The 18,648-nt window shown below is 73.8% G+C and carries 13 protein-coding genes; 5 read left to right on the top strand and 8 right to left on the bottom strand.

The features are described 5' to 3' along the window. Positions 1-41: 41 nt before the first annotated feature. Positions 42-632 carry a DoxX family membrane protein gene (locus D7I43_RS27450; protein WP_120331518.1) on the bottom strand — a complete coding sequence of 197 codons (591 nt, stop codon included), beginning with the start codon at positions 630-632 and terminating at the stop codon, positions 42-44. Between the two features lie 285 nt (positions 633-917). Here D7I43_RS27450 and D7I43_RS27445 point away from each other — a divergent pair, with 285 nt between their 5' ends. Then, entirely contained in the window at positions 918-2,144 is a 1,227-nt protein-coding gene (locus tag D7I43_RS27445) for a low temperature requirement protein A (protein ID WP_158610160.1), read from the top strand. Between the two features lie 119 nt (positions 2,145-2,263). Here the strand turns inward: D7I43_RS27445 and D7I43_RS27440 are convergent, their stop codons facing one another. From D7I43_RS27440 to D7I43_RS27410, 7 genes are all read right to left on the bottom strand, one after another. After that, positions 2,264-4,567 carry a M64 family metallopeptidase gene (locus D7I43_RS27440; protein ID WP_204985296.1) on the bottom strand — a complete coding sequence of 768 codons (2,304 nt, stop codon included), beginning with the start codon at positions 4,565-4,567 and terminating at the stop codon, positions 2,264-2,266. A 120-nt stretch (positions 4,568-4,687) separates the two neighbouring features. Continuing rightward, entirely contained in the window at positions 4,688-5,329 is a 642-nt protein-coding gene (locus tag D7I43_RS27435) for a TetR/AcrR family transcriptional regulator (RefSeq protein ID WP_120331472.1), read from the bottom strand. A gap of 190 nt (positions 5,330-5,519) precedes the next feature. Next, positions 5,520-6,881 carry a glucose-6-phosphate dehydrogenase gene (gene zwf / locus D7I43_RS27430; RefSeq protein ID WP_120331471.1) on the bottom strand — a complete coding sequence of 454 codons (1,362 nt, stop codon included), beginning with the start codon at positions 6,879-6,881 and terminating at the stop codon, positions 5,520-5,522. Between the two features lie 195 nt (positions 6,882-7,076). Beyond that, positions 7,077-9,896 carry a M14 family zinc carboxypeptidase gene (locus D7I43_RS34185; protein ID WP_120331470.1) on the bottom strand — a complete coding sequence of 940 codons (2,820 nt, stop codon included), beginning with the start codon at positions 9,894-9,896 and terminating at the stop codon, positions 7,077-7,079. Positions 9,897-9,959: 63 nt separating this feature from the next. Beyond that, the gene (locus D7I43_RS27420; protein WP_120331469.1) at positions 9,960-11,249 is read right to left on the bottom strand and encodes an MFS transporter; all 1,290 of its coding nucleotides are present in this window, start codon (positions 11,247-11,249) and stop codon (positions 9,960-9,962) included. A 247-nt stretch (positions 11,250-11,496) separates the two neighbouring features. Beyond that, the gene (locus D7I43_RS27415) at positions 11,497-13,365 is read right to left on the bottom strand and encodes an adenylyl cyclase (protein WP_120331468.1); all 1,869 of its coding nucleotides are present in this window, start codon (positions 13,363-13,365) and stop codon (positions 11,497-11,499) included. Between the two features lie 182 nt (positions 13,366-13,547). Then, positions 13,548-14,054 carry a winged helix-turn-helix transcriptional regulator gene (locus D7I43_RS27410; protein ID WP_120331467.1) on the bottom strand — a complete coding sequence of 169 codons (507 nt, stop codon included), beginning with the start codon at positions 14,052-14,054 and terminating at the stop codon, positions 13,548-13,550. Positions 14,055-14,252: 198 nt separating this feature from the next. Here D7I43_RS27410 and D7I43_RS27400 point away from each other — a divergent pair, with 198 nt between their 5' ends. The 4 genes from D7I43_RS27400 to D7I43_RS27385 all read left to right on the top strand — a co-directional run bounded on the left by D7I43_RS27400 (position 14,253) and on the right by D7I43_RS27385 (position 18,583). Further along, entirely contained in the window at positions 14,253-14,576 is a 324-nt protein-coding gene (locus tag D7I43_RS27400; protein ID WP_120331466.1) for a nuclear transport factor 2 family protein, read from the top strand. 46 nt (positions 14,577-14,622) lie between these two features. Beyond that, positions 14,623-15,405: an FkbM family methyltransferase gene (locus D7I43_RS27395; protein WP_240033191.1), complete on the top strand. Its 783-nt coding sequence runs from the start codon at positions 14,623-14,625 to the stop codon at positions 15,403-15,405. An 85-nt stretch (positions 15,406-15,490) separates the two neighbouring features. Continuing rightward, positions 15,491-17,887 carry a PEP/pyruvate-binding domain-containing protein gene (locus D7I43_RS27390; RefSeq protein WP_120331465.1) on the top strand — a complete coding sequence of 799 codons (2,397 nt, stop codon included), beginning with the start codon at positions 15,491-15,493 and terminating at the stop codon, positions 17,885-17,887. A 117-nt stretch (positions 17,888-18,004) separates the two neighbouring features. Beyond that, entirely contained in the window at positions 18,005-18,583 is a 579-nt protein-coding gene (locus D7I43_RS27385) for a TetR/AcrR family transcriptional regulator (protein ID WP_120331516.1), read from the top strand. Positions 18,584-18,648 lie beyond the last annotated feature (65 nt).

Here is an 18,648-nt window from a genome sequence, read left to right as displayed (position 1 = left end):
GGCGGCGGCACCCCCGCTGGGGTGCCGCCGCCGTCGGGTGGTCACTTCAGGACGGGGAGCCGTCGCACCAGCGGGAGGCGGGCCCAGTAGCGGCCGAGGCCGAGGGTGTCACCGGCCGCCGTGAGGGCGAGGACGGCGAGGACGCCGGCGTAGATGAGGTGGTCGTCCATGAAGGGGTTGTTCTCCGGAGGCAGGACGGCGGTCCACATCATCACCAGGAGCAGCGCGCCCGCCACGGCGGCGATCCGCGTGCCGATGCCGAGGACGAGGGCGGTGCCGATGGCGGCGAGGCCCAGCATGAAGAGCCAGTCGGCCCAGGCGGCGCCCGCGAACGACCGGTAGAGGTCGGCGAACGGCCCGGCGACTGCGTGGCCCAGGAAACCCTTGGTGGGGCTTCCGCCGTTGACCCAGGCCTGCGCTGTCGTCGTCTCGTGGCCCAGGCCGAACGTCTTGTCGAGGAAGGCCCAGAGGAACGTCCAGCCGAGCGCGAGCCGCAGCCCGGCGAGGACGAAGCGGGTCGCCTTCTCGCGGGTCGCCTTCTCCCGGGGCGTCTCGGCCGGGGTCGCGATCTCCCCGCGGGCGGTGGTGGTGGCGGTCCGGTCGATGGTCGGACGCTCGGCGATGGTGGTCATCTCGCCGTCTCCTCTCGCTTCTCGTCTACACCTCCATTCCATCCGTCGGGCGCCGCCGCGAGCAGTGCCGACGGACCACACCGCGCGGGACCTTCGGCCCGCGTCGGGCGGGACGTCCGGCGTACGCGCGGCGCGACGTGGACGCCGTCCTCCCCGCGCCGAACGGCGAGGACATCCGATCGAGGCGCGCGTCCGCGCCTCGCCGGGGCCCCGGCGACCCCCGGACCGCCGCTTCGCCGCCGTGGTAGAACTGACTGGAGGGCGAATCGGACTAAGGCGGACATCTTGACCAGTGCCGGCGTGCGCCTGTTCGGACACGCCGCGGTCCCTCGCGGCGCGACGGTCCTGGAACTGCTGTTCGACATCGTCTACGTGTTCGCGCTCGCCCGCCTCGCCGGACGCGTGGCGGACGACCTGACCATCGTCCGGGACACGCTGCTGTCGGAGGCCGGCCAGACGCTGCTGTTCTTCGCGGCGATGTGGATGATCTGGTCACTCAACGCGCTCATGACCAGCGTCTACGATCCGCGGCGCACCGACATCCAGGTCGTGCTGCTGGCGACGATGCTCGGCACTCTGGTGCTGGCGGTCGCGCTGCCACAGGCGTTCGGCGAACGTGGAGTGATCTTCGCCTGCACGTACGTCCTGCTCCAGGTCGGTCGCCCGCTCTACCTGACGCTCGCGCTGCGGCGGCAGCCGGAGTGGCGTGAGCCGTCCCGGGTGCTGAGCTGGCACGTGGCCTCCGGACTGCTGTGGCTCTGCGGCGCCGCCACCGCTGGCCTCCCCCGGGGCATCTTCTGGACCCTGGCGCTCGCCATCGAGGCGCTGGGCAGCGTCACGAACTGGCCCATCCCCCGGTTCAGCACCGGCGGGCGGGGCATTCGGAGCGCCCGGCTCCACTCGAACCGGCCCGGGTTCGCCCGGGTCAACTTCGACCACCTCGCCGAGCGGTACAACCAGTTCTTCATGATCGCTCTGGCGGAGGTGGTGCTCGAGGCCGGCGGCGCGATCAGCTTTCCGGGTTTCTCCCCGGTGCGGACCGTCGCCCTCGTCGCCGCGTTCGCGGCCGTCGTCGCCTTCTGGCGGCTCTACTTCTACCACTCGGGGACGCGGGCGGCGCATCCGGAGACCGGCGGGCCCGCCCTGCGCCTGCCGCGGTGGTCGAGCCTCAGCCTGCTGCTCATCGTCGGCGGGGTCATCTGCACGGCCGTCGGCTTCGCACAGGTCGTCGAGCATCCGAACCCGCCCATCGACTGGGCGCTGGTCGTCGTCATCTTCGGCGGGCCGGCGGTGTTCCTGGTCGGAAGGTCCTTCCTCGAGAACCCGTCAACCAGCCTCCGGCACTGCCCGGCGCTGCTGGCCGGTCTGCTCCTGCTGGGCGTGGCGGCGCCGGTCACGCTGCTCCTGCCGCCGATCGCCGCCGCGGTCGCCGTCGGGACGATCATGGCCGGTACGGCCGTCTACGACGCCACCGTCCACCGCGACGGCGGGGAGAGCAACCCCGCCATGTGATGCCGCGGGTGCCGCGGGACACGTCTCCCGCGGCACCCGCCGAGGTCATCCGCCGCGCGGCCCGGGGCGCCGGCGACCGGTCGCGGCAGCGCCCCGGTGTGCCCGGCGCTCCAGACCGGTCACCACGCTCGGCACTGGCCGGACGCGGCGCCCCGCACCGTGTTCGGGGCGCCGAGGTCGACCGGGGCCGGGCTGTTGCCGGAGCAGTGCAGGGTGCCCACCGTGTTGCCGGCGAGGATCGCCGCCATCGTGCCGGTGGCGTTGCCGGCGAGCAGCAGCGCCCCGTCCACCCGCGTGCCCACGGCCGTCACGTGGCCGGTGGTGCCGGTCACCGAGACCGCGCCGCGCACCGTGCTGTCGAGCAACTCGACGGCGGACGCGCCGGTCGCCGCCACCGCGCCGCTGATCGTGGAGCGCTCGACGACGAGGGACGCCCCCGGCCGGACCGTCACGGCGCCCGACACGGTGGCCGCGCGCAGGCAGGTGACGCCGGAGGTGACGACCAGGCCGCCCGTACGCCGGCCCGTGACGACGTCGGTGCAGGCCGGCGGCGGCGGGATCAGGGTGGCCACGAACTCCCCGGCCGCGCCGATGTTGCCGACCGCGTCGATGCCCCGGTACTCCACGGTGTGCCGGCCGTAGCCGGGGGAGCGTGCCGCGAACGGTGACACCGACAGGCCGCCCGATCCGAGGTTGCCGTAGACGAGGCCGTCGACGTCGGTGCCCGTGGCGGTGAACAGGAACGGCGCCTGCGCGTCGGTCGGCCAGCCGTAGTAGTTGTGCCAGCCGTCGCGGTCGACGCGGAACTCGGCGGTGACCTGCCCCGTCCCCTCGTCGGTGCCGGTCAGCCGCATGGTGAACGGGCCGTTGTAGACGTACTCGGTGGGCTTGCCGGGCTTCACGGTGGTGAGCAGGGGCTCCGAGAGGTCGTACCCGACCTGCGGGCGGGCCGCGTCGACCGTCCAGGACCGCGTCACGGACTCGCGCATCAACGGGTCGGTGACGGTGGCCGTGAGCCGGTGGGCGGCGCCGGTCAGGCGAAGCGGAGCCAGTTCCAGGTCGCCGTCGTGGCCGGGGTTGGCCACGGGACGCCCGTCGAGGGTCCAGCTGACCGTCGGCACCCGGTCGGTCGGGTGGCTGCTCTCCACGTACACGACGTCCTGCGCGCCCACCGGCCGGTCGGTGGCCGTCGATGCGGTGATCTCCAGGGGCCCGCCGGCCGGGGGAGTGGTGAGCGCGGTGTCGACCGTCCAGGTGCGGCGCTGGGTCAGCGACGGCGACTCGCGGACGGCGGGGTCGCGGACGAACGGCGTCGGGTCGGTCACCGTGGCGGTGACCGTGTGCGTGCCGGGCGCGAGCCGCAGCGACCGCAGGTCGAGGCTGCGTGCGTTGCCCGTGCCGCTCACCGGGGTGCCGTCGACCGTCCAGGACACCGTCAGCTCGTGGCTGACCGGGTGCAGCGTCTCCACCCAGACGACCCGGTCGGCGCCGATCGGCTGGTCGGCGGGGGTGCCGTCGGCGAGGATCGCGACCCGGCTCGCGATCCGCTCGGTCATCCGCTCCCGGGCGACCTGGTCGAAGTAGAAGCCCAGCGACTTCATCATCGAGTGCTGGCTGGGGCGCCAGACCCCCTTCTGGAGGTACAGCCCGCCCTCGTAGCGGCCGATCGTGCCCCCGGACTCGCTCGGCTCGCCCAGCCAGCGCCACCACTTGGCCTGCGTGTCGCGCATCTGCTGCTCGGTGAGGACGGTGTGGTGCACCGAGGCGGGCTCGGGGCCGTCGTACGTGTCGCCCGCGACCCCACGGGCGTAGTAGTCGTACTCGTCCTGGAGCCCGCCGAGCGAGTGCCCCAGCTCGTGCGGGCTGATGAGCGCGGAGAGCGCGTTGCCGCCGGAGGCGGTGGCGTTGACGCCGCCCGCGCCCCCGTACGTGCCGCTGTTGGCCAGCGCGACGAGCTGCCGGTTGCCGCGGTGGGTGCCGGTCGCCAGGTCGGCGTACGCGTTGGCCGCCGTGCCGTTCACCGACAGCAGGCGCTGCACGCTGTTGGGGTTGCAGCCGCCCCAGAAGCCCATGTCCAGCGCGGTGTCCCGCTGCGGGTCGGTGAGGCCGGGGTCGCAGTCCACACCGGACTCGGCGGAGACGATCTCGACGGCGTAGACGTTGAAGTAGCTCCGGTAGGACTTGAACGGCTCGATCGTCCAGAGCGTGTTCAGGTGCTTGTCCACGTGCTCCCGGAAGGTGGGCAGGTCCGCCTCGGTGTAGCCGTCGCCGAGCAGCACCAGGTTGAAACGCTCGGCCGGATCACCGGTCACCTGGATCGGCACCACCGTGGCGTCGCCCACGTCCGCGGCGGCCGCCGGCTGCGCGGCCACCAGCCCCGCCACGACCATCGCCGCCGCGCACAACCCGGCCCTGATTCTCACCCTGCGCCCCTCTCCACGGACCGCCGGACGTCCGGGAGTGCGGCCGCCCCGGCGGTGTGATCGCGTCCAGAGGGGACGGTACCGGTGGTGGGCCCACCGCAGAACCCTCCGGCGGGCGGCTCAGGCGGCGAAGGTCTCGATGTAGCCGATGGCCGCGTCGGTGGCGGCGCGCAGCGGCTCGGTGCGGCGGCGTACCTGGCTGAGCAGCAGGCCGCCCTGGACCGCCGCCAGCAGCGCGGTGGCCAGCCGGTCGACGTCGGCCTCCGGCACGAGGACGCCGCGCTCGCGCATGCGGCGCAGCCCTTCCCGGATGGGTGCCTCCCAGCGGTCGAAGGCCGCCACCAGGTCGGCCCGCATGGCCTCGCAGGACTCGACCAGTTCGCTCGCGAGGGAACCGATCGCGCAGCCGCCCTCGCAGTTGCGCCGCTCCTGTACGTCGATCACGACGGCGCCCCACGCCCGGAGCGCGTCGAGGCTGTCCAGCCGGTCGAGCAGCGGCTGCTGCCCCTGGAGGGTCTGCTCGACCTGGTAGCGGATGACGGCGCGGACCAGGTCGCTCTTGTCGCCGAAGTAGTGGTAGACCTGCGACGCGCTGACCCTCGCCGCCTGCTGCACGTCGGGGATGCTGGTGCCGGCGACGCCCTTGCGGAACATCAGCTCCGCGGCGGTCCGCACGATCCGGTCCCGGGTCCGCCGGCCGGCGGCCGTGATCCGCGGACCGGACGGCGCCGGAGCGGTGGTGGTGGCGTCGGGCGACGTCATCGCCCCAGCTTACCGCCGAGTAGCTTCGGCCGCCCGCCGCCCGCCGCCCGCCGCCCGCCGCCCGTCGCCCGTCGCCCGCCTTGGCGGGCACGCGACCACCGGAAGCCGGGCGGACCGATGATGTCCGGCGCTCCGGGTCGACGGACCACCCACGGGTGGGCCCGTGTCCCGGGCCCACCCGTGCCGCCGGTCACCGCGGGTCGTGCCAGTGGCCGGCCAGGGCCTGCGCCTGCGCCGGGCCCCAGCTTCCCCGGGCGTACGGCGCCACCGGCTCGGGCAGGTCGAGGATCGGCTCGACGATCCGCCACTCCTGAGCGATGGCCTCCTCGCGGGCGAACCGCAGGTGCCGCCCGTCGAGCGCGTCGTCGAGCAGCCGCTCGTACGCCTCCCGCCGGTGGCCCAGCGCGGCGTCGAAGTCGACGGGCAGCTCCACCGTGTGCCCCGCCACGTCGGCGCCGGGCTCCTTCACCTGGATCGACAGGGTGATGCCGTCGCGGCGGCCGAGCCGGAACCGGAGCAGGTTGGGGGTGGCCCCGCCCGGCACGAGGGCGCGTTCCGGGATCTTGAACTCGACCACCACCTCGGTGGCGGTGCCGGGCATGAGCTTGCCGGTGCGGAGGTAGAACGGCACGCCGGCCCACCGCGGTGTGTCGATGCGCAACCGGGTCGCCACGAACGTCTCGGTGTTCGAGTCGGGGGCGACGCCGGGCTCGTCGCGGTAGCCCGCGTACTGGCCGCGGACGGTCGACTCCGGCGCGAGCGGTTCGATCCGGCCCAGCACGCGGATCTCCTCGGCGCGGAAGGCGTCGTCACCGGCCTCCGCCGGGGGCTCCATGGCGAGCAGCGCGACGACCTGGAGCATGTGGTTCTGCAGGACGTCGCGGGTGGCGCCCATGGTGTCGTAGAAGCCGGCGCGGCCCTCGGTGCCGAAGCCCTCGGCGAGCGTGATCTGGATGTTGTCGATGTGCTCGGCGTTCCAGAGCGGCTCGAACAGCCGGTTGGCGAAGCGGAACACCCGCAGCCCCTCGACCGCCTCCTTGCCGAGGTAGTGGTCGATCCGGAAGATCCGCTCCTCGTCGAAGGCGGCCCGCAGCGCCTGGTTCAGCGCGTACGAGGAGGCCAGGTCGCGGCCGAACGGCTTCTCGACGACCACCCGGCCGCGGGCGGCCAGACCGCTGGCGGCGAGGCCGTCGACCACGGGGGTGAAGACCGCCGGTGGGATGGCCAGGTAGAACAGGGGCTGCCGCGCGGCCGTGAGCGCCTCGGCGAGCCGCTGGTAGGTGGTGTGGTCGGCGTAGTCGCCGGAGAGCATCGTGAGGTTGGCGGCGAGGGCGTCGAAGACCTCGTCGTCGATCCGGCCGTTCGCCTCCAGCACCGACTTGCGCGCCGCCGTGGTCAACTGCTGGTGGTCCCAGCGGGAGCGGGCGACGCCGATGACCGGCATGTCGAGCCGGCCCCGGCGGGTCAGCTCGTACAGCGCCGGGAAGAGCTTCTTCGCGACCAGATCCCCGGTCACGCCGAAGAGCACGACAGCGTCTGAGCGCAGGTCCATGGCACGTTCACCTCATCTTGGAATCAGCTTTCCAAGACTCCTGCGCGGCCGTGCCGGCGTCCACGGCCGGCCACGTGAGCTGCGCGACAACGACCGGCCGTGCCCCCGCCGGGTCGCGGACGGGGACGGGCGGCGACGCGACGGCGGCCCGGCCCGCCCCCGTCCGGGGCTGGTCCGGGCCGCCGCCGGCGACCGTCAGGCCACCAGGGACCGCAGGGGCACCCCCTCCTCGCGCAGCGCGCGGACCAGGTCGCCGAGGAACGGGTGCTCGTCGGCCTGCCGGCCCTCCCGGTTCGGGATCACCAGGTACGCCGAGCCGCCCGCCACCGAAGTACGGGCGTCGGCGGTGAACCGCTCGACCACCGCGCGGGTGCGGGCCAGGTCGGCGCCGGCCACCTCGATGGTGATCGGCCGCCAGCCGCCGCCGAGGTCCTCGGCCACCGGAGCGGCCGCGGCGCGGGCACGGGCCGGGTCGACGGCCGCGGCGGTCGGCGCCGCGGACCGCCCGGCCGGCCCGGCGCTCGCCGGATAGAGCAGGGCGTTGGCCACCAGGTGCAGCCCGTTCTCGTTGTACGCCCGGAACAGCGGGTTGAACGCGAAGAGCACCGCCCGGCCGGCCCCGGTCGGCTCGTCGACCACGGCCGCCGTCCCCCGCAGCGCGTCGACGCCGACCGTGTAGCCGTTCGCCCAGAACGTCTCGCCGCTGGGGTAGCGGAGCACGTTGGTGCCGGTGGTGCTGGGGTTGAGGATGGGGTCGCCGTTGTTGAACTGGAAGTCCTCGGCGGGCCGTCCCGCGGCCACCGGGCTGTCCCCGTCGACGTCGACCCGCAGGTGCGAGCCGATCACCTGGTAGCCGGTCGGCTTCGGCTTCTCCGTGGTGGAGGTGAGCCCGGCGGCGCGGGCCATCCGGGTGCCCTCGTTGCGCAGCCCGATGTACGTGTGCCCCTGGGCGATCCAGTTGCGCAGGTTGGCCTGCCCGGCGGCGGTGAGCCCGCCGGTCGGGTTGCTGCCGTCGGGCACGAGCAGCACGGTGCGGCCGGTGAACGCCTCGGTGTTGTCGTTGATGTCGGCCGTGGTCACCGGCGTGAGGTCGAGCCCCCACCGCTTCCCGAGCACGTACCGGGCCTCGCCGTGGGAGCCGGAGGTGGTGGAGATGCCGGCGCCGGAGAAGAGCCCGACGTCCGGCAGGTCGAGCCGGACGCCGGTGGCGGGGCCGCCGGGCGTGAGGGTCACCCCGAACGACTCGGCCAGGTCGTCGATCTCCCGGGTCAGGCGGGTCGCCGGCAGCCGGACCGCGCTCGTCTCGAGGTCGCGCAGCAGGGGTACGCCCCGGCCGAGCAGCCGGAACGTGAACTCCGCGGCGGCGGCCGAGTCGAGGCGGTAGCCGTACGAGCCGCGGGCCGGGGCCGTCCCGGTCCTGCCACCCGAGATGCCGCGGACGAGCTTCGCCTTCGGCCGCACGTCGTCCCCGGTGTAGATGGTCGGTACGCCCATCAGCAGCGGGTTGCTCCAGGAGGAGACGTCGTAGAAGTAGGGGAACGGCGTGTACGGGTCCTCACCCATGATCGCCTGGATCCAGTGCTTCTGCGGCTGGTCCATGGGGATCCAGTACGCGCCCTTCGGCACGGTCACGTTCCGGGCGGTACGACCACCGAAGACGTGCGCGGCGGCCACCCGCGTCTCCTTCTGGACCTCGTACACCTCGACGTCCATCCGCCGCAGCCGCTCGACCAGCTGCCGTACGTCGGCGAGCTGCCGGTGCGGCAGCAGGAAGTACGACCGGATCCGCAGGTCGGGCACCGGGAACTGGACCTCGTTGGTGGGCTGGACCACCTCGTTCGGCTCCAGCCGGCCCGCCCGTCCCTGCGCGAGCGCGTCCGTCCAGATCCGGTAGTAGTCGTCCAGCACCTCCCGCTTGTTGGCGGCCGCCCAGCCGAGGGTCGACCACTGGGTGTGGAACTGCTGCTGGACCCGGTCGGCGACGGCCGACGCGCTGCCCTTCTCGAAGGTCATGCCGGCGGCGCCGAAGCCGGCGGCCGGCACGGTGTCGCCGTAGCCCATGAAGAAGAGGTCGTAGGTCGAGTAGTTGAAGTAGCACTCGGTGGTGACGTCGCCGCCGCAGGCGCCGTTGTAGCCGAAGCCGGCCTTGTTGGCCTCGCCGATCCGGTTGATCCAGTCGACCGCCTCACCGGCGATCTCGTGGTGGATCGGGTCGGCGTTGGGCGGGAAGAAGTACTGCCGGCCGCCCATCTCGTGGGCGTCGACGAACACCTGCGGCGGGTAGCGCCGCATCAGTTCCAGCTTGCTGTCGGTCTCCGGCTGGGTGCGGGCGAACCAGTCCCGGTTCAGGTCGAAGCCGAACTCGTTCTGGCGGCGGCTCGCGTCCCGGCCGTCGGGGTTCTGCGTCGGCACGATGACCGTGACCAGGTTGTCGTTGCGCTGCGCCACGTCGCAGGACAGGCCGGCGGCCAGCTCGTACAGCGTCTTGAGCGCCGCGTCGGCGCCGCTCTTCTCGCCGCCGTGCACGTTGCCGGCCACCCACACGATGGCCGGGCTGTCCGCGGCGGTCCGGGCCGCCTCCTTCCGGCTGGTCCGGCGCGGGTCCCGCAGGTCCCGGATGTCGTCGGCGATCCGGCGCAGCGCCGACGGGCGGACGTGCCGCTCGTTCGACACGACGGCGTACGGCAGGGGTTGGCCGAGGGCGCTGGTGCCGAGCACGCCGGTGACGACGCGGTCGGAGGCGCCGTCCACGGCGTGCAGGTAGGTGCGGATCTCGTCGGTGGTCACCGGGCGGTCCTGGCCCGTGCCCAGCGGGAAGCCGAGCACGCTCTCCGGACTGGGCACGCCCGGCAGCCGGGCGCCGGGATCGGTGGTGCACCGGGCGGGGGACGGGGGTCGGGCTCCGGCCGGGGCGCCGCCGAGCAGCGGCGCCGTGGCGACCAGGAGGGCGATGGCGGCGGCACTCGCCAACCGCCGGGAGGGATGCGTACGGAACGGGCGGATCGACCGGGCCATGCAGGCTTCCCCTCTCGGGAAATGGCACATTGACGCGAGCCTATGACCTGCGGATTCGGACGGTCAAGATCCCATCGAGGCGGTCGTCACCGGCGGCGCGCCACCCACCGGCCGCGACGCCAGCTCGTCCAGGTCACGCACCCGCCGTAGGGGTGACAGCAGCAGGGGTACGGGCGCCAGGGTGAGCCCGACGCCGATGACGAGGAGGGTGGTCCGGACGCCGAGGGCGTCACCGAGTACGCCGCCGAGCAGGCCGCCGAGCGGCATCGCGCCCATGACGAGGAAGCGCATGCTGGCGTTGACGCGGCACAGGAGCCGGTCGGGCACGACGGTCTGCCGGTAGGTGACCTGCGCGATCCCGTAGACCACCTGGCCGATCCCGCCGACGACGATCCCGGCGACGAAGGCGACCGCGCCCCAGCCCGGCCGGGTCAGGGGGATGAGCAGGTTCGCGGGGCTGGTCACCACCAGCGACAGCCAGATGACGCGGGCCGACCCGACGCGGCGGGCCAGCCGGGTGGCCGTCGCGGCGCCCAGCAGCGCGGCGGCCGGGGCGGTGGACAGCAGCATGCCGGCGGTGCCGGGCGCGAACCCGGTGTCGACGAGGAACAGGACGAGCAGGGCCGTGGCGGCGGTGAAGAGCAGGTTCGACCAGGCGCTGGTGGCGGCGATCGCGCGCAGGACGGGGTGGGCCAGCACGAAGGCCAGTCCGTCGCGGGCCTCCGACACCACCCCGGAGCGGCCGGTGCGGCGCGGCGCCGGCTCGCGGGTCCGGATCCGGGCCAGGCAGGCGGCGCTGAGCAGGAAGCTCACCGCGTCGACCAGCAACGTGTTGGTGGCGCCGACGAGTTGGGTGAGCCACCCGCCGAGGCCGGGACCGGCGATCTGGCCGGACGAGCGGACCGTCTCGACGGCCGAGTTGCCGCGCAGGAGGTGACGACGGCCCAGGACCATCGGCAGGTACGACTGGTGGCCGATGTCGTACAGCACCCGCATGACGGCCATGACGCCGGCGACCGCCAGCAGCAGCGGCAGGCTCAGCCGGGACAGCGCCGCCGCCGCCGTGACGGTCACGAGCGCGGCGCACCGCACGAGGTCGCTGGCGATCAGCACGGGCCGCAGCCGCCGCCGGTCCAGCCACACCCCGGCCGGGACTCCGACCAGCAGGAACGCGCCGTTCTGCACGGCCACGAGCAGGCCCAGCTGCCACGGCGTGGCGTCCAGCAGCAGGACGGCGACCAGGGGGAACGCGAGCGTGGTGACGTCGGTGCCGAGCTGGGTCACCGTCTGGCCGGCCACGAGGAGCCGGAAGTCGCGGGACCGCCAGGGCCCGTCCTGCGGTCGAGCGGTCATCTGCGCCCTTCGCACACCCGAGGAGAGGTCGTGGCGGCCGGCCTCCGGCGGCGGCCACGGGGGTGTGCGAAAAGGCGACTCGACGGGTCGTCCCCCCGCTTGCGAGGCTAGCCCGGCGGGGGCGGCCGGCGTCGGGATTCCAGGCCGCGGCCCGGCCGCCCGGTGTCGTCGTCCACGGCCGGGCCGACACCGCGGGAGGGGCCGGCGGCGGGCCGGAGCGCAGAGGCACCGACCCGCCGCCGGCGGGTCAGCGAACCGGGTACTCGGCCACGTAGACGGGCGCGCCGACCCGGGTGGTGTCGGCCGCCTCGCCCACACCGTTGACCACGTGGTCGATCGTGCCGGCGTTGAGGTTGACGGTCATGACGTGGTGCAGCCGGACGCCGGGGGTCTCCGGCACCTCGAACCCGTTCTCGGTGTGGATCGAGGGGTTGTTCTGGTTGAAGACGTAGACGCCACCGCCGTACAGGGTGTGGTGGCGTACCCGGTCGCCGACCTTGTAGCCGGCCCACCCCCGCACGTCGCCGTTCATCCAGTCGGCCTGTGTGGGCGGGTCGTACGGCAGCTCGTTCTGGTAGAGGACCGTCGTGCCGTGGTCGCCGTTCCAGACGGTGTTGTATCGCTGGAAGTGCTCGACGAAGAGCCCCGTCGCCGTCACGTGGTCGCCGTTGATGACAGCGGCGTAGCGGCCGGTGTTGGTCCGCCAGCGGTCGGTGTCGCCGTTGACCCCCTCGGTGAAGCCCTCCACGCCGTGGTCGCCGCGCCACACCCAGGTGTGGTCGATGAGCACGTGGTCGCTGTTGACCTCCAGCGCGATGTTGGTCCGGCCGACGTGCGGGCCGCCGACGCGGAAGTACACGTCGGACAGGGTGGTCGGGTCGGCGGGGTTGGCGCGGTCGCGCCCGTGCCGGTCGCCGACGCGCAGCAGGGCCGGGGACTCCCGCAGGCCGGCGTCGACGGTCACGCCGGCCACGACCACGCCGGGAACGTCGGCGATCTCCAGCGGGACGGCGCCGCCGACGGCCGTGAGGGTGGCGTGGCCCAGCCCGAGCACCACGGTGCCGGGACGCTTGACCCGGATGCTGCGGGCCACGTCGTACACGCCGGGGGTGAGCAGGAGGTGCTTCCCGCGTGCGAGCTGCCTGTTGATGGTGCTCACCGCGTCGCCCGGGCGGGCGACGAAGAAGTCGTCGAGCGGGACCGTGCGGCCCGGGGTGAGGCCGTCGGCCCAGGAGACGCCGCGGCTGTCGTGCCGCGCCGCCGGCACGCGGACCTGGTACCGGCTGCGGCTGTCGACGAAGAGGTACGGCTTCTCCCGGCTCACCGGGGTGGTGTCCAGGGTCGTGTACGGCGGGTCGGGGAAGCCGGCGTCGTCCGGGGCGCCGACGACGCCCGCGAAGACCTGGTTCCACACAGCGTTGGACCAGCCGGCGATCTCGCTGTTGCGGGTCAGCCACTGCTGTTGGGAGCCGTTGGTGACGGCCGGCAGCCGGGAGTCGGCGATGAAGCCGCCGCTCGCGTACTGGGGGCCGGCGGTGCAGTAGTCCATGAGGGACAGCCCGCCGCCGGAGACGTCCAGCCGTCGCAGGGACACCGCCTGGGACACCGCCCAGAAGTTCGCCGAGGCCCGGCAGCTGTCCTGGCCGGCCGCGTCGATGCGCAGCGAGAGGTTCGACAGCGTACGCCAGAAGTTGACCAGCGCGATGCAGTTGCCGGTGCCGCCGTCGGCCAGGCAGCGGTTGTACGCCTCGATCTTGCCGTTGATCCGCACGTCCGTGGGGGACGCGCCGAGGCCGGCGATCTCGGTGTAGTAGCCGACCTTGATCTGCAACGGCTGCTCGGGGGTGCCGTAGGTGCCCGGTTTGAACAGGTATGCGTACCGCTGGGTGCCCATCTCGTCGTCGACCTGCCGGGCGTACGTCGCGTCGAGCGTCGCCTGGATCTCGCTGACGGGCATGCTCGGGTCGAAGACCGTGACCCGCGGGCCGAGGTCCGCGGGGCGGTGCCGGGACGGGGCGGCGCCGGCGGCCGTCCCCGTCGTGCCGGCGGCCGTGCAGAGCACGAGGCCGAGGATGAGCGCGCGGCGGAGCCGCCGCGCGCCGGGGGAGTGTGTCATCCGGTTCCGTCCTCTCCGCCGCCCCGGAGGTCCGGGCGGCGACGTGGGGGAGGTGCGGTGAGAGCGCTCTCTCGCACCTGCGGCTCGTATCACGCCGTGATGGAAGGGATCGGCATGTTTCTACCCGGTAAAGCCGCGCGGCGCTACGGGGTGGTGGCGGGGAATCGGGGCGCCGGTGGGCGTCAGCTGCCCGGGCGCGGTGTGGGCGTGACCCCCGCGTAGCGGGTGCGCATGACCTCGCTCGCCGCGGGGCCGGCGGCGAAGACGAAGCTCTCCGGGTCGAGTTCACGCCCGGTGGCGCGGTCCACCACCACGGGCTCGACCTCCTCGCCCGTCTCCCGGTCCACCAGGATCATGCTGCGCTGCTCCGGCCGGAGCCGGGAGTTCCCCCAGGCGGCGAGCGTGACGATCACCGGCCGCAGGCTGCGGCCGAGGTCGGTGAGCACGTACTCGTACCGGTCCGGGTGCGTCTGGTAGCGGCGGCGCTCCAGCAGGCCGTTGGCGGTGAGCGTCCGCAGCCGGCTGGTGAGGATGCTGGAGGAGATCTTGAGGTTCTCCTGGAACTGCTCGAAGCGGGTGTAGCCGTCGAACGCGTCGTGGAGGATCAGCAGCGTCCACCACTCGCCCACGACGCCGAGCGTCGCGGAGAGCGGGCACTCGCGGTCCTCCAGGCGGATCTTGCCGGCCATCCTGCTTCCCCCTCCGAGGGTTGGTGCTAAAGTCGAAGCGACTAACTTCTAGTTCAGAAGTAACTGTACGACGCCGCAGCGCGTCCGTCCCGTCGCCTTCCTCGTGTCCGACCGCGCCGCCGCGATCGTCGGCGCCGAGCACGTCATCGACGGCGGCACCGTCCCGACGGTCTGACCCCACAGGAGAGGAAACCCGCCATGACCACGACACCCGACATCGTCCGTCGCTACTTCGAGCTGGCCGGGCAGCCGGACGGGGACGCCTACCTCGCGCTCTTCGCCGACGACGCGGTGGTGGAGGACGAGGGGAGGACGCACCGCGGGATCGAGGCGATCCGGCGGTGGCGGCGCGAGGTGCCGCTCGTGACGTACGAGATCACCGACGTCGAGGAGGCGCCGGAGGGCACGGTGGTCACGGCGACCATCAGCGGCGACTTCCCGGGCGGCCCCGTCGCCGGCCTGCGGTTCCGCTTCGAGGAGTACGACGGCGAGCGGATCCGCCGGTTGCGCATCGCGCCCTGACCGAAAGTGAGTACGTCTCGGTTCGGCCCGGGCTAGATTCCGGTCAGTGGACCGAACCGGCGCCATCGAAGCCCTGAAGACGGATCCCGCCGCCGTCTCGGTGCGTCGTTCCCTGGAGGTCTACTACGGGGACCCGGCGCGGGACGCGGCCATGGACGCCTTCTACGCGCAGTTCGTCCGGCCGGGCGACCTCGTCTTCGACATCGGCGCCCACGTGGGTGACCGGGTCGGCAGCTTCCGCCGGCTCGGCGCCCGCGTGGTCGCCGTGGAGCCGCAACCGCCCTGCACGCGGGCGCTGCGCGCGATCTACGGCTCGGACGACGGGGTGACCGTGGTCGAGGCCGTCTGCGCGGAGGCCGCCGGCCGGGTGGCCTTCAACGTCAACTCCGCCAACCCCACCATCTCGACCGCCTCCACCGACTTCATCCGCGCGGCCGACGGCGCGGCCGGGTGGGAGGGCGAACGGTGGGACGCGCGGATCGAGGTCGGGTCGGTGACCCTCGACGACCTCGTCGCCCACCATGGTGTGCCGGCCTTCGTGAAGATCGACGTCGAGGGCTTCGAGGACGCCGTCCTGGCCGGCCTGAGCCGGCCGGTGCCCGCCCTCTCCTTCGAGTTCACGACGATCGGACGCGAGGTCGCCCGCCGCTGCCTGCGCCGGGCCACGGCGCTGGGCTTCCACGCCTTCAACCTCGCGCTCGGCGACACCATGGCGCTGGCCTCCCCGCAGTGGATGTCCGAGGCCCGCATGGCGGCCCACCTGCGGTCGCTCCCCTACGAGGTCAACTCCGGCGACGTCTACTGCCGGTCCGCGCGGCGTCCCCGCTGAGACCCGCACCTCTTTTGCATTGCAGTCGCATTGCAAAGCGCGTTACCGTGTTCGCAATGCAGTCGTATTGCGAAGAGGTGCCCGTATGCGTGTGATCGCGTTGACCGAGCTGACCCCCGGGACGACCGACCTGGTGGGCGGCAAGGCGGCCGGGTTGGGCGAGCTGGTCCGGTCCGGGGAACGGGTGCCGGAGGGCTTCTGCGTCACCACCGCCACGCCCGCCTCCGAGGCGCTGCCCGAGGCCGAGATCGTCGCGGCGTACCACCGGCTCGGCGGCGGCCCCGTGGCCGTCCGCTCCAGCGCCACCGCCGAGGATCTCCCGGACGCCAGCTTCGCCGGCGTGCAGGACACCATCCTCGGCGTCGAGGGCGATGCCGACCTGCTGGCCGCCGTCGAGAAGTGCCGGCGGTCGCTGCACGCCGCCCGCGCGGTGGCCTACCGCGACGCCCACAGCATCGACCAGGAGGTGCGGATGGCCGTCGTGGTGCAGCGCATGGTGGACGCGGCCACGGCGGGGGTGCTGTTCACCGCGAACCCGGTCACGGGCTGCCGGACCGAGATGGTGGTGGAGGCGGCCGCCGGCCTGGGCACGGCCGTCGTGGACGGGGCCGGCGACGTCGACCGGTACGTGCTCGACGGGACGCCGGGCCCCGAGCGGGGCGTGCTCACCCGGGCCCAGCTCGACGAGCTGCGCGAGGTGGGCGAGCGGCTCCAGCGCCGGCTCGGCGCCCCGCAGGACGTCGAGTGGGCGTACGACCGGCAGGGCGTCCTGTGGCTGCTCCAGTCGCGGCCGATCACCACGCTGTTCCCCCTCCCACCGGCCACCGACGACCCGGCACCCCGGGTCTACCTGGAGTTCGGCCACGTCCAGGGCATGCTGCGGCCGGCCACCCCGATGGGCATGTCCACCCTGAAGGCGCTCATCGCGGCGATGGTGGCCAGCCTCGGGCTCCGGGTCGAGATCACCGACATCGGCGGCCGGCTCTACGGCGACCTCACCGACCTCGCGCGTGACCCGTTCGCACGCAAGCGCCTGGTCAAGCTCATGGCGGTCGACTTCGGCCCGCGCGCCCAGGCGGTGATGGAGCGGGTGCTCGCCGACCCCCGCTTCGCGCCGCGACGCCGCGGCCGCACCCGCCGTGCCGGCGGCGGCCAGAGCGCGCGTACGGCCGTCCGGGCCCTGACCGGCGTCACCCGGGCGCTGGCCCGCCCGGACGCCGCCCGCGCCCGCCTGTTCCGCGAACTCGACCGGCTCGCGGCCGAGTCGGTCACCCCACCCGGGCTCCACACCGCCGCCGACCGCCTCCGGTTCGTCCGCGCGCAGGACCCCTCGGCCGGCCCCGACGACATCGTCTGGCCGATCGTCGCCGGCATGCTGGCCGCGGCGCTGCCGGGCCCCCTGCTCGCGGGCGTCGCCGACCGCGACGAGATCAACACGGTGCTCGGCGGGATGCCCCACAACGTCACCATCGAGATGGACCTCGCCCTGTGGCGGGTCACCGAGCGGGCGCGGCCCCACCGGGACCTGCTGCTCACCACCGCGCCGGGCGACCTCGCCCGCCGGTACCGGGACGGCACGCTGCCGGACATCGGGCTCGCGGAGTTCCTCGACCGCTACGGTCACCGCGCCGTCGCCGAGGTCGACCTGGGCGTGCCCCGCTGGGACGAGGATCCGGCCCCGGTCTTCGCCATGATCGCCAACTACCTGCGGCTCACGGACCCGGAGCAGGCGCCGGACCGGCGCTTCGCCCGCGCCGCCGCGACCGCCGAGGCCCGCCTGGAGGAGCTGGTGGCGCGGGCCCGCCGCCGGCGGCCGGTCCGCGGCCGGCTCGCCGGGTTCCTGCTGCGCCGGGCCCGGTCCCTCGCCGGCCTGCGCGAGGCCGGCAAGTTCGCGGGCCTGTACCGGCTGCGCGAGATGCGTCGCCAGCTCCTGCTCATCGGGGCCGAGCTGGCGGACACCGGCCTGCTCGACCGGCCGGAGGACGTCATGTTCCTCACCCTGGACGAGGTCGCGACCGCCGTGCACGAGCGCGCCGACCACCGGGAGACGGCCGCCGCCCGGCGTGCCGTGCACCGGCGGGAGCTGCGTCGCCGGCGCGTCCCGGTGGCCCTGCTCTCCGACGGGACGGACCTGGAGGTCGCCCTGGCCCCGGCGACCGCGCCCGACGGCGCGCTGCGGGGCGTGGGCGCCTCGGCCGGAGTGGCGACCGGGCGGGCGCGGGTGGTCCACGACCCGGCCACCGCCCACCTCGAACCCGGCGAGATCCTCGTGGCGCCCACCACCGACCCCGGCTGGACGCCGCTGTTCCTGACCGCCGGCGGGCTCGTCACCGAGACCGGCGCGGTCATGGCGCACGGCCCCACGGTCGCCCGCGAGTACGGCATCCCCGCGGTCATCTGCGTCCCGGACGCGACCCGGGCGATCCGCACCGGCGACCTCGTGACGGTCGACGCGGCGGCCGGCACGGTCACGATCGGCTGACCACGTCGATCACCGAACCGCGCGTCGGGACGGGGCATTCCGCCCCACGGCGAGTCCATGATCGACACGAGCGGACGGACGGGGCGGGGGAGTCCGCACCGTGACAGCATGGGGGCCATGCCCAAGAAGGTCGACCGTCACGAGCGGCGTACGCGCATCGCCGACGCGTTGATGCGGGTCGCCGCCCGACAGGGGATGGAGGCCGTCAGCCTGCGGCACGTCGCCGCCGAGGCGGGCGTCTCACCGGGCATGGTGCAGCACTACTTCCGCACGAAGGACGAGATGATGGCCTTCGCGATGGCCGTCGTGCGGGAGCGCAACCAGGCCCGGGTCACCGAGGCGGTCAGCCGCCTGGGCGACGACCCGCCGCCCCGGCTGCTGCTGCGTACGATGATCGCCACGCTGCTGCCGCTGACCGAGGAGTCCCGCGAGGACGGCCGCGTCGCCCTCGCGTTCCTCGCCTACACGGCGGTGCGGCCCGAGGCCGGCGAGGGGCTGCGGGAGGACACCCGGGAGCTCGTGGCGTTCATGGCGAGCCTGATTCCGGGGCCGTGGCGGGAGGAACGGGCCACCGGTCTGCTCGCCCTCATGGAGGGGCTGGGCATCTACCTGCTCGGCGGTCAGTACACCGCCGAGCAGGCGGTGGCGGCCCTGGACGCCCAGCTCGACATCCTGTTCCCGCCGGCCGGGGCGTGACCCCGGGCCGGGCGTGACCCCGGGCCGGGCGTGACCCCGGGCCGGGCGTGACCCCGGGCCCGGGC

It is taken from the genome of Micromonospora globbae, assembly GCF_003610785.1.
Lineage (GTDB): Bacteria > Actinomycetota > Actinomycetes > Mycobacteriales > Micromonosporaceae > Micromonospora > Micromonospora globbae.
This window is presented reverse-complemented; position numbering and strand designations above follow the sequence as displayed.

What these genes read in the sequence shown, in the direction of transcription:
- D7I43_RS27450 (WP_120331518.1), bottom strand. Translation starts at nt 632, where the DNA reads ATGACCACCATCGCCGAGCGTCCGACCATCGACCGGACCGCCACCACC.
- D7I43_RS27435 (WP_120331472.1), bottom strand. Translation starts at nt 5,329, where the DNA reads ATGACGTCGCCCGACGCCACCACCACCGCTCCGGCGCCGTCCGGTCCG.
- zwf (WP_120331471.1), bottom strand. Translation starts at nt 6,881, where the DNA reads ATGGACCTGCGCTCAGACGCTGTCGTGCTCTTCGGCGTGACCGGGGAT.
- D7I43_RS34185 (WP_120331470.1), bottom strand. Translation starts at nt 9,896, where the DNA reads ATGGCCCGGTCGATCCGCCCGTTCCGTACGCATCCCTCCCGGCGGTTG.
- D7I43_RS27420 (WP_120331469.1), bottom strand. Translation starts at nt 11,249, where the DNA reads ATGACCGCTCGACCGCAGGACGGGCCCTGGCGGTCCCGCGACTTCCGG.
- D7I43_RS27415 (WP_120331468.1), bottom strand. Translation starts at nt 13,365, where the DNA reads ATGACACACTCCCCCGGCGCGCGGCGGCTCCGCCGCGCGCTCATCCTC.
- D7I43_RS27410 (WP_120331467.1), bottom strand. Translation starts at nt 14,054, where the DNA reads ATGGCCGGCAAGATCCGCCTGGAGGACCGCGAGTGCCCGCTCTCCGCG.
- D7I43_RS27400 (WP_120331466.1), top strand. Translation starts at nt 14,253, where the DNA reads ATGACCACGACACCCGACATCGTCCGTCGCTACTTCGAGCTGGCCGGG.
- D7I43_RS27390 (WP_120331465.1), top strand. Translation starts at nt 15,491, where the DNA reads ATGCGTGTGATCGCGTTGACCGAGCTGACCCCCGGGACGACCGACCTG.
- D7I43_RS27385 (WP_120331516.1), top strand. Translation starts at nt 18,005, where the DNA reads ATGCCCAAGAAGGTCGACCGTCACGAGCGGCGTACGCGCATCGCCGAC.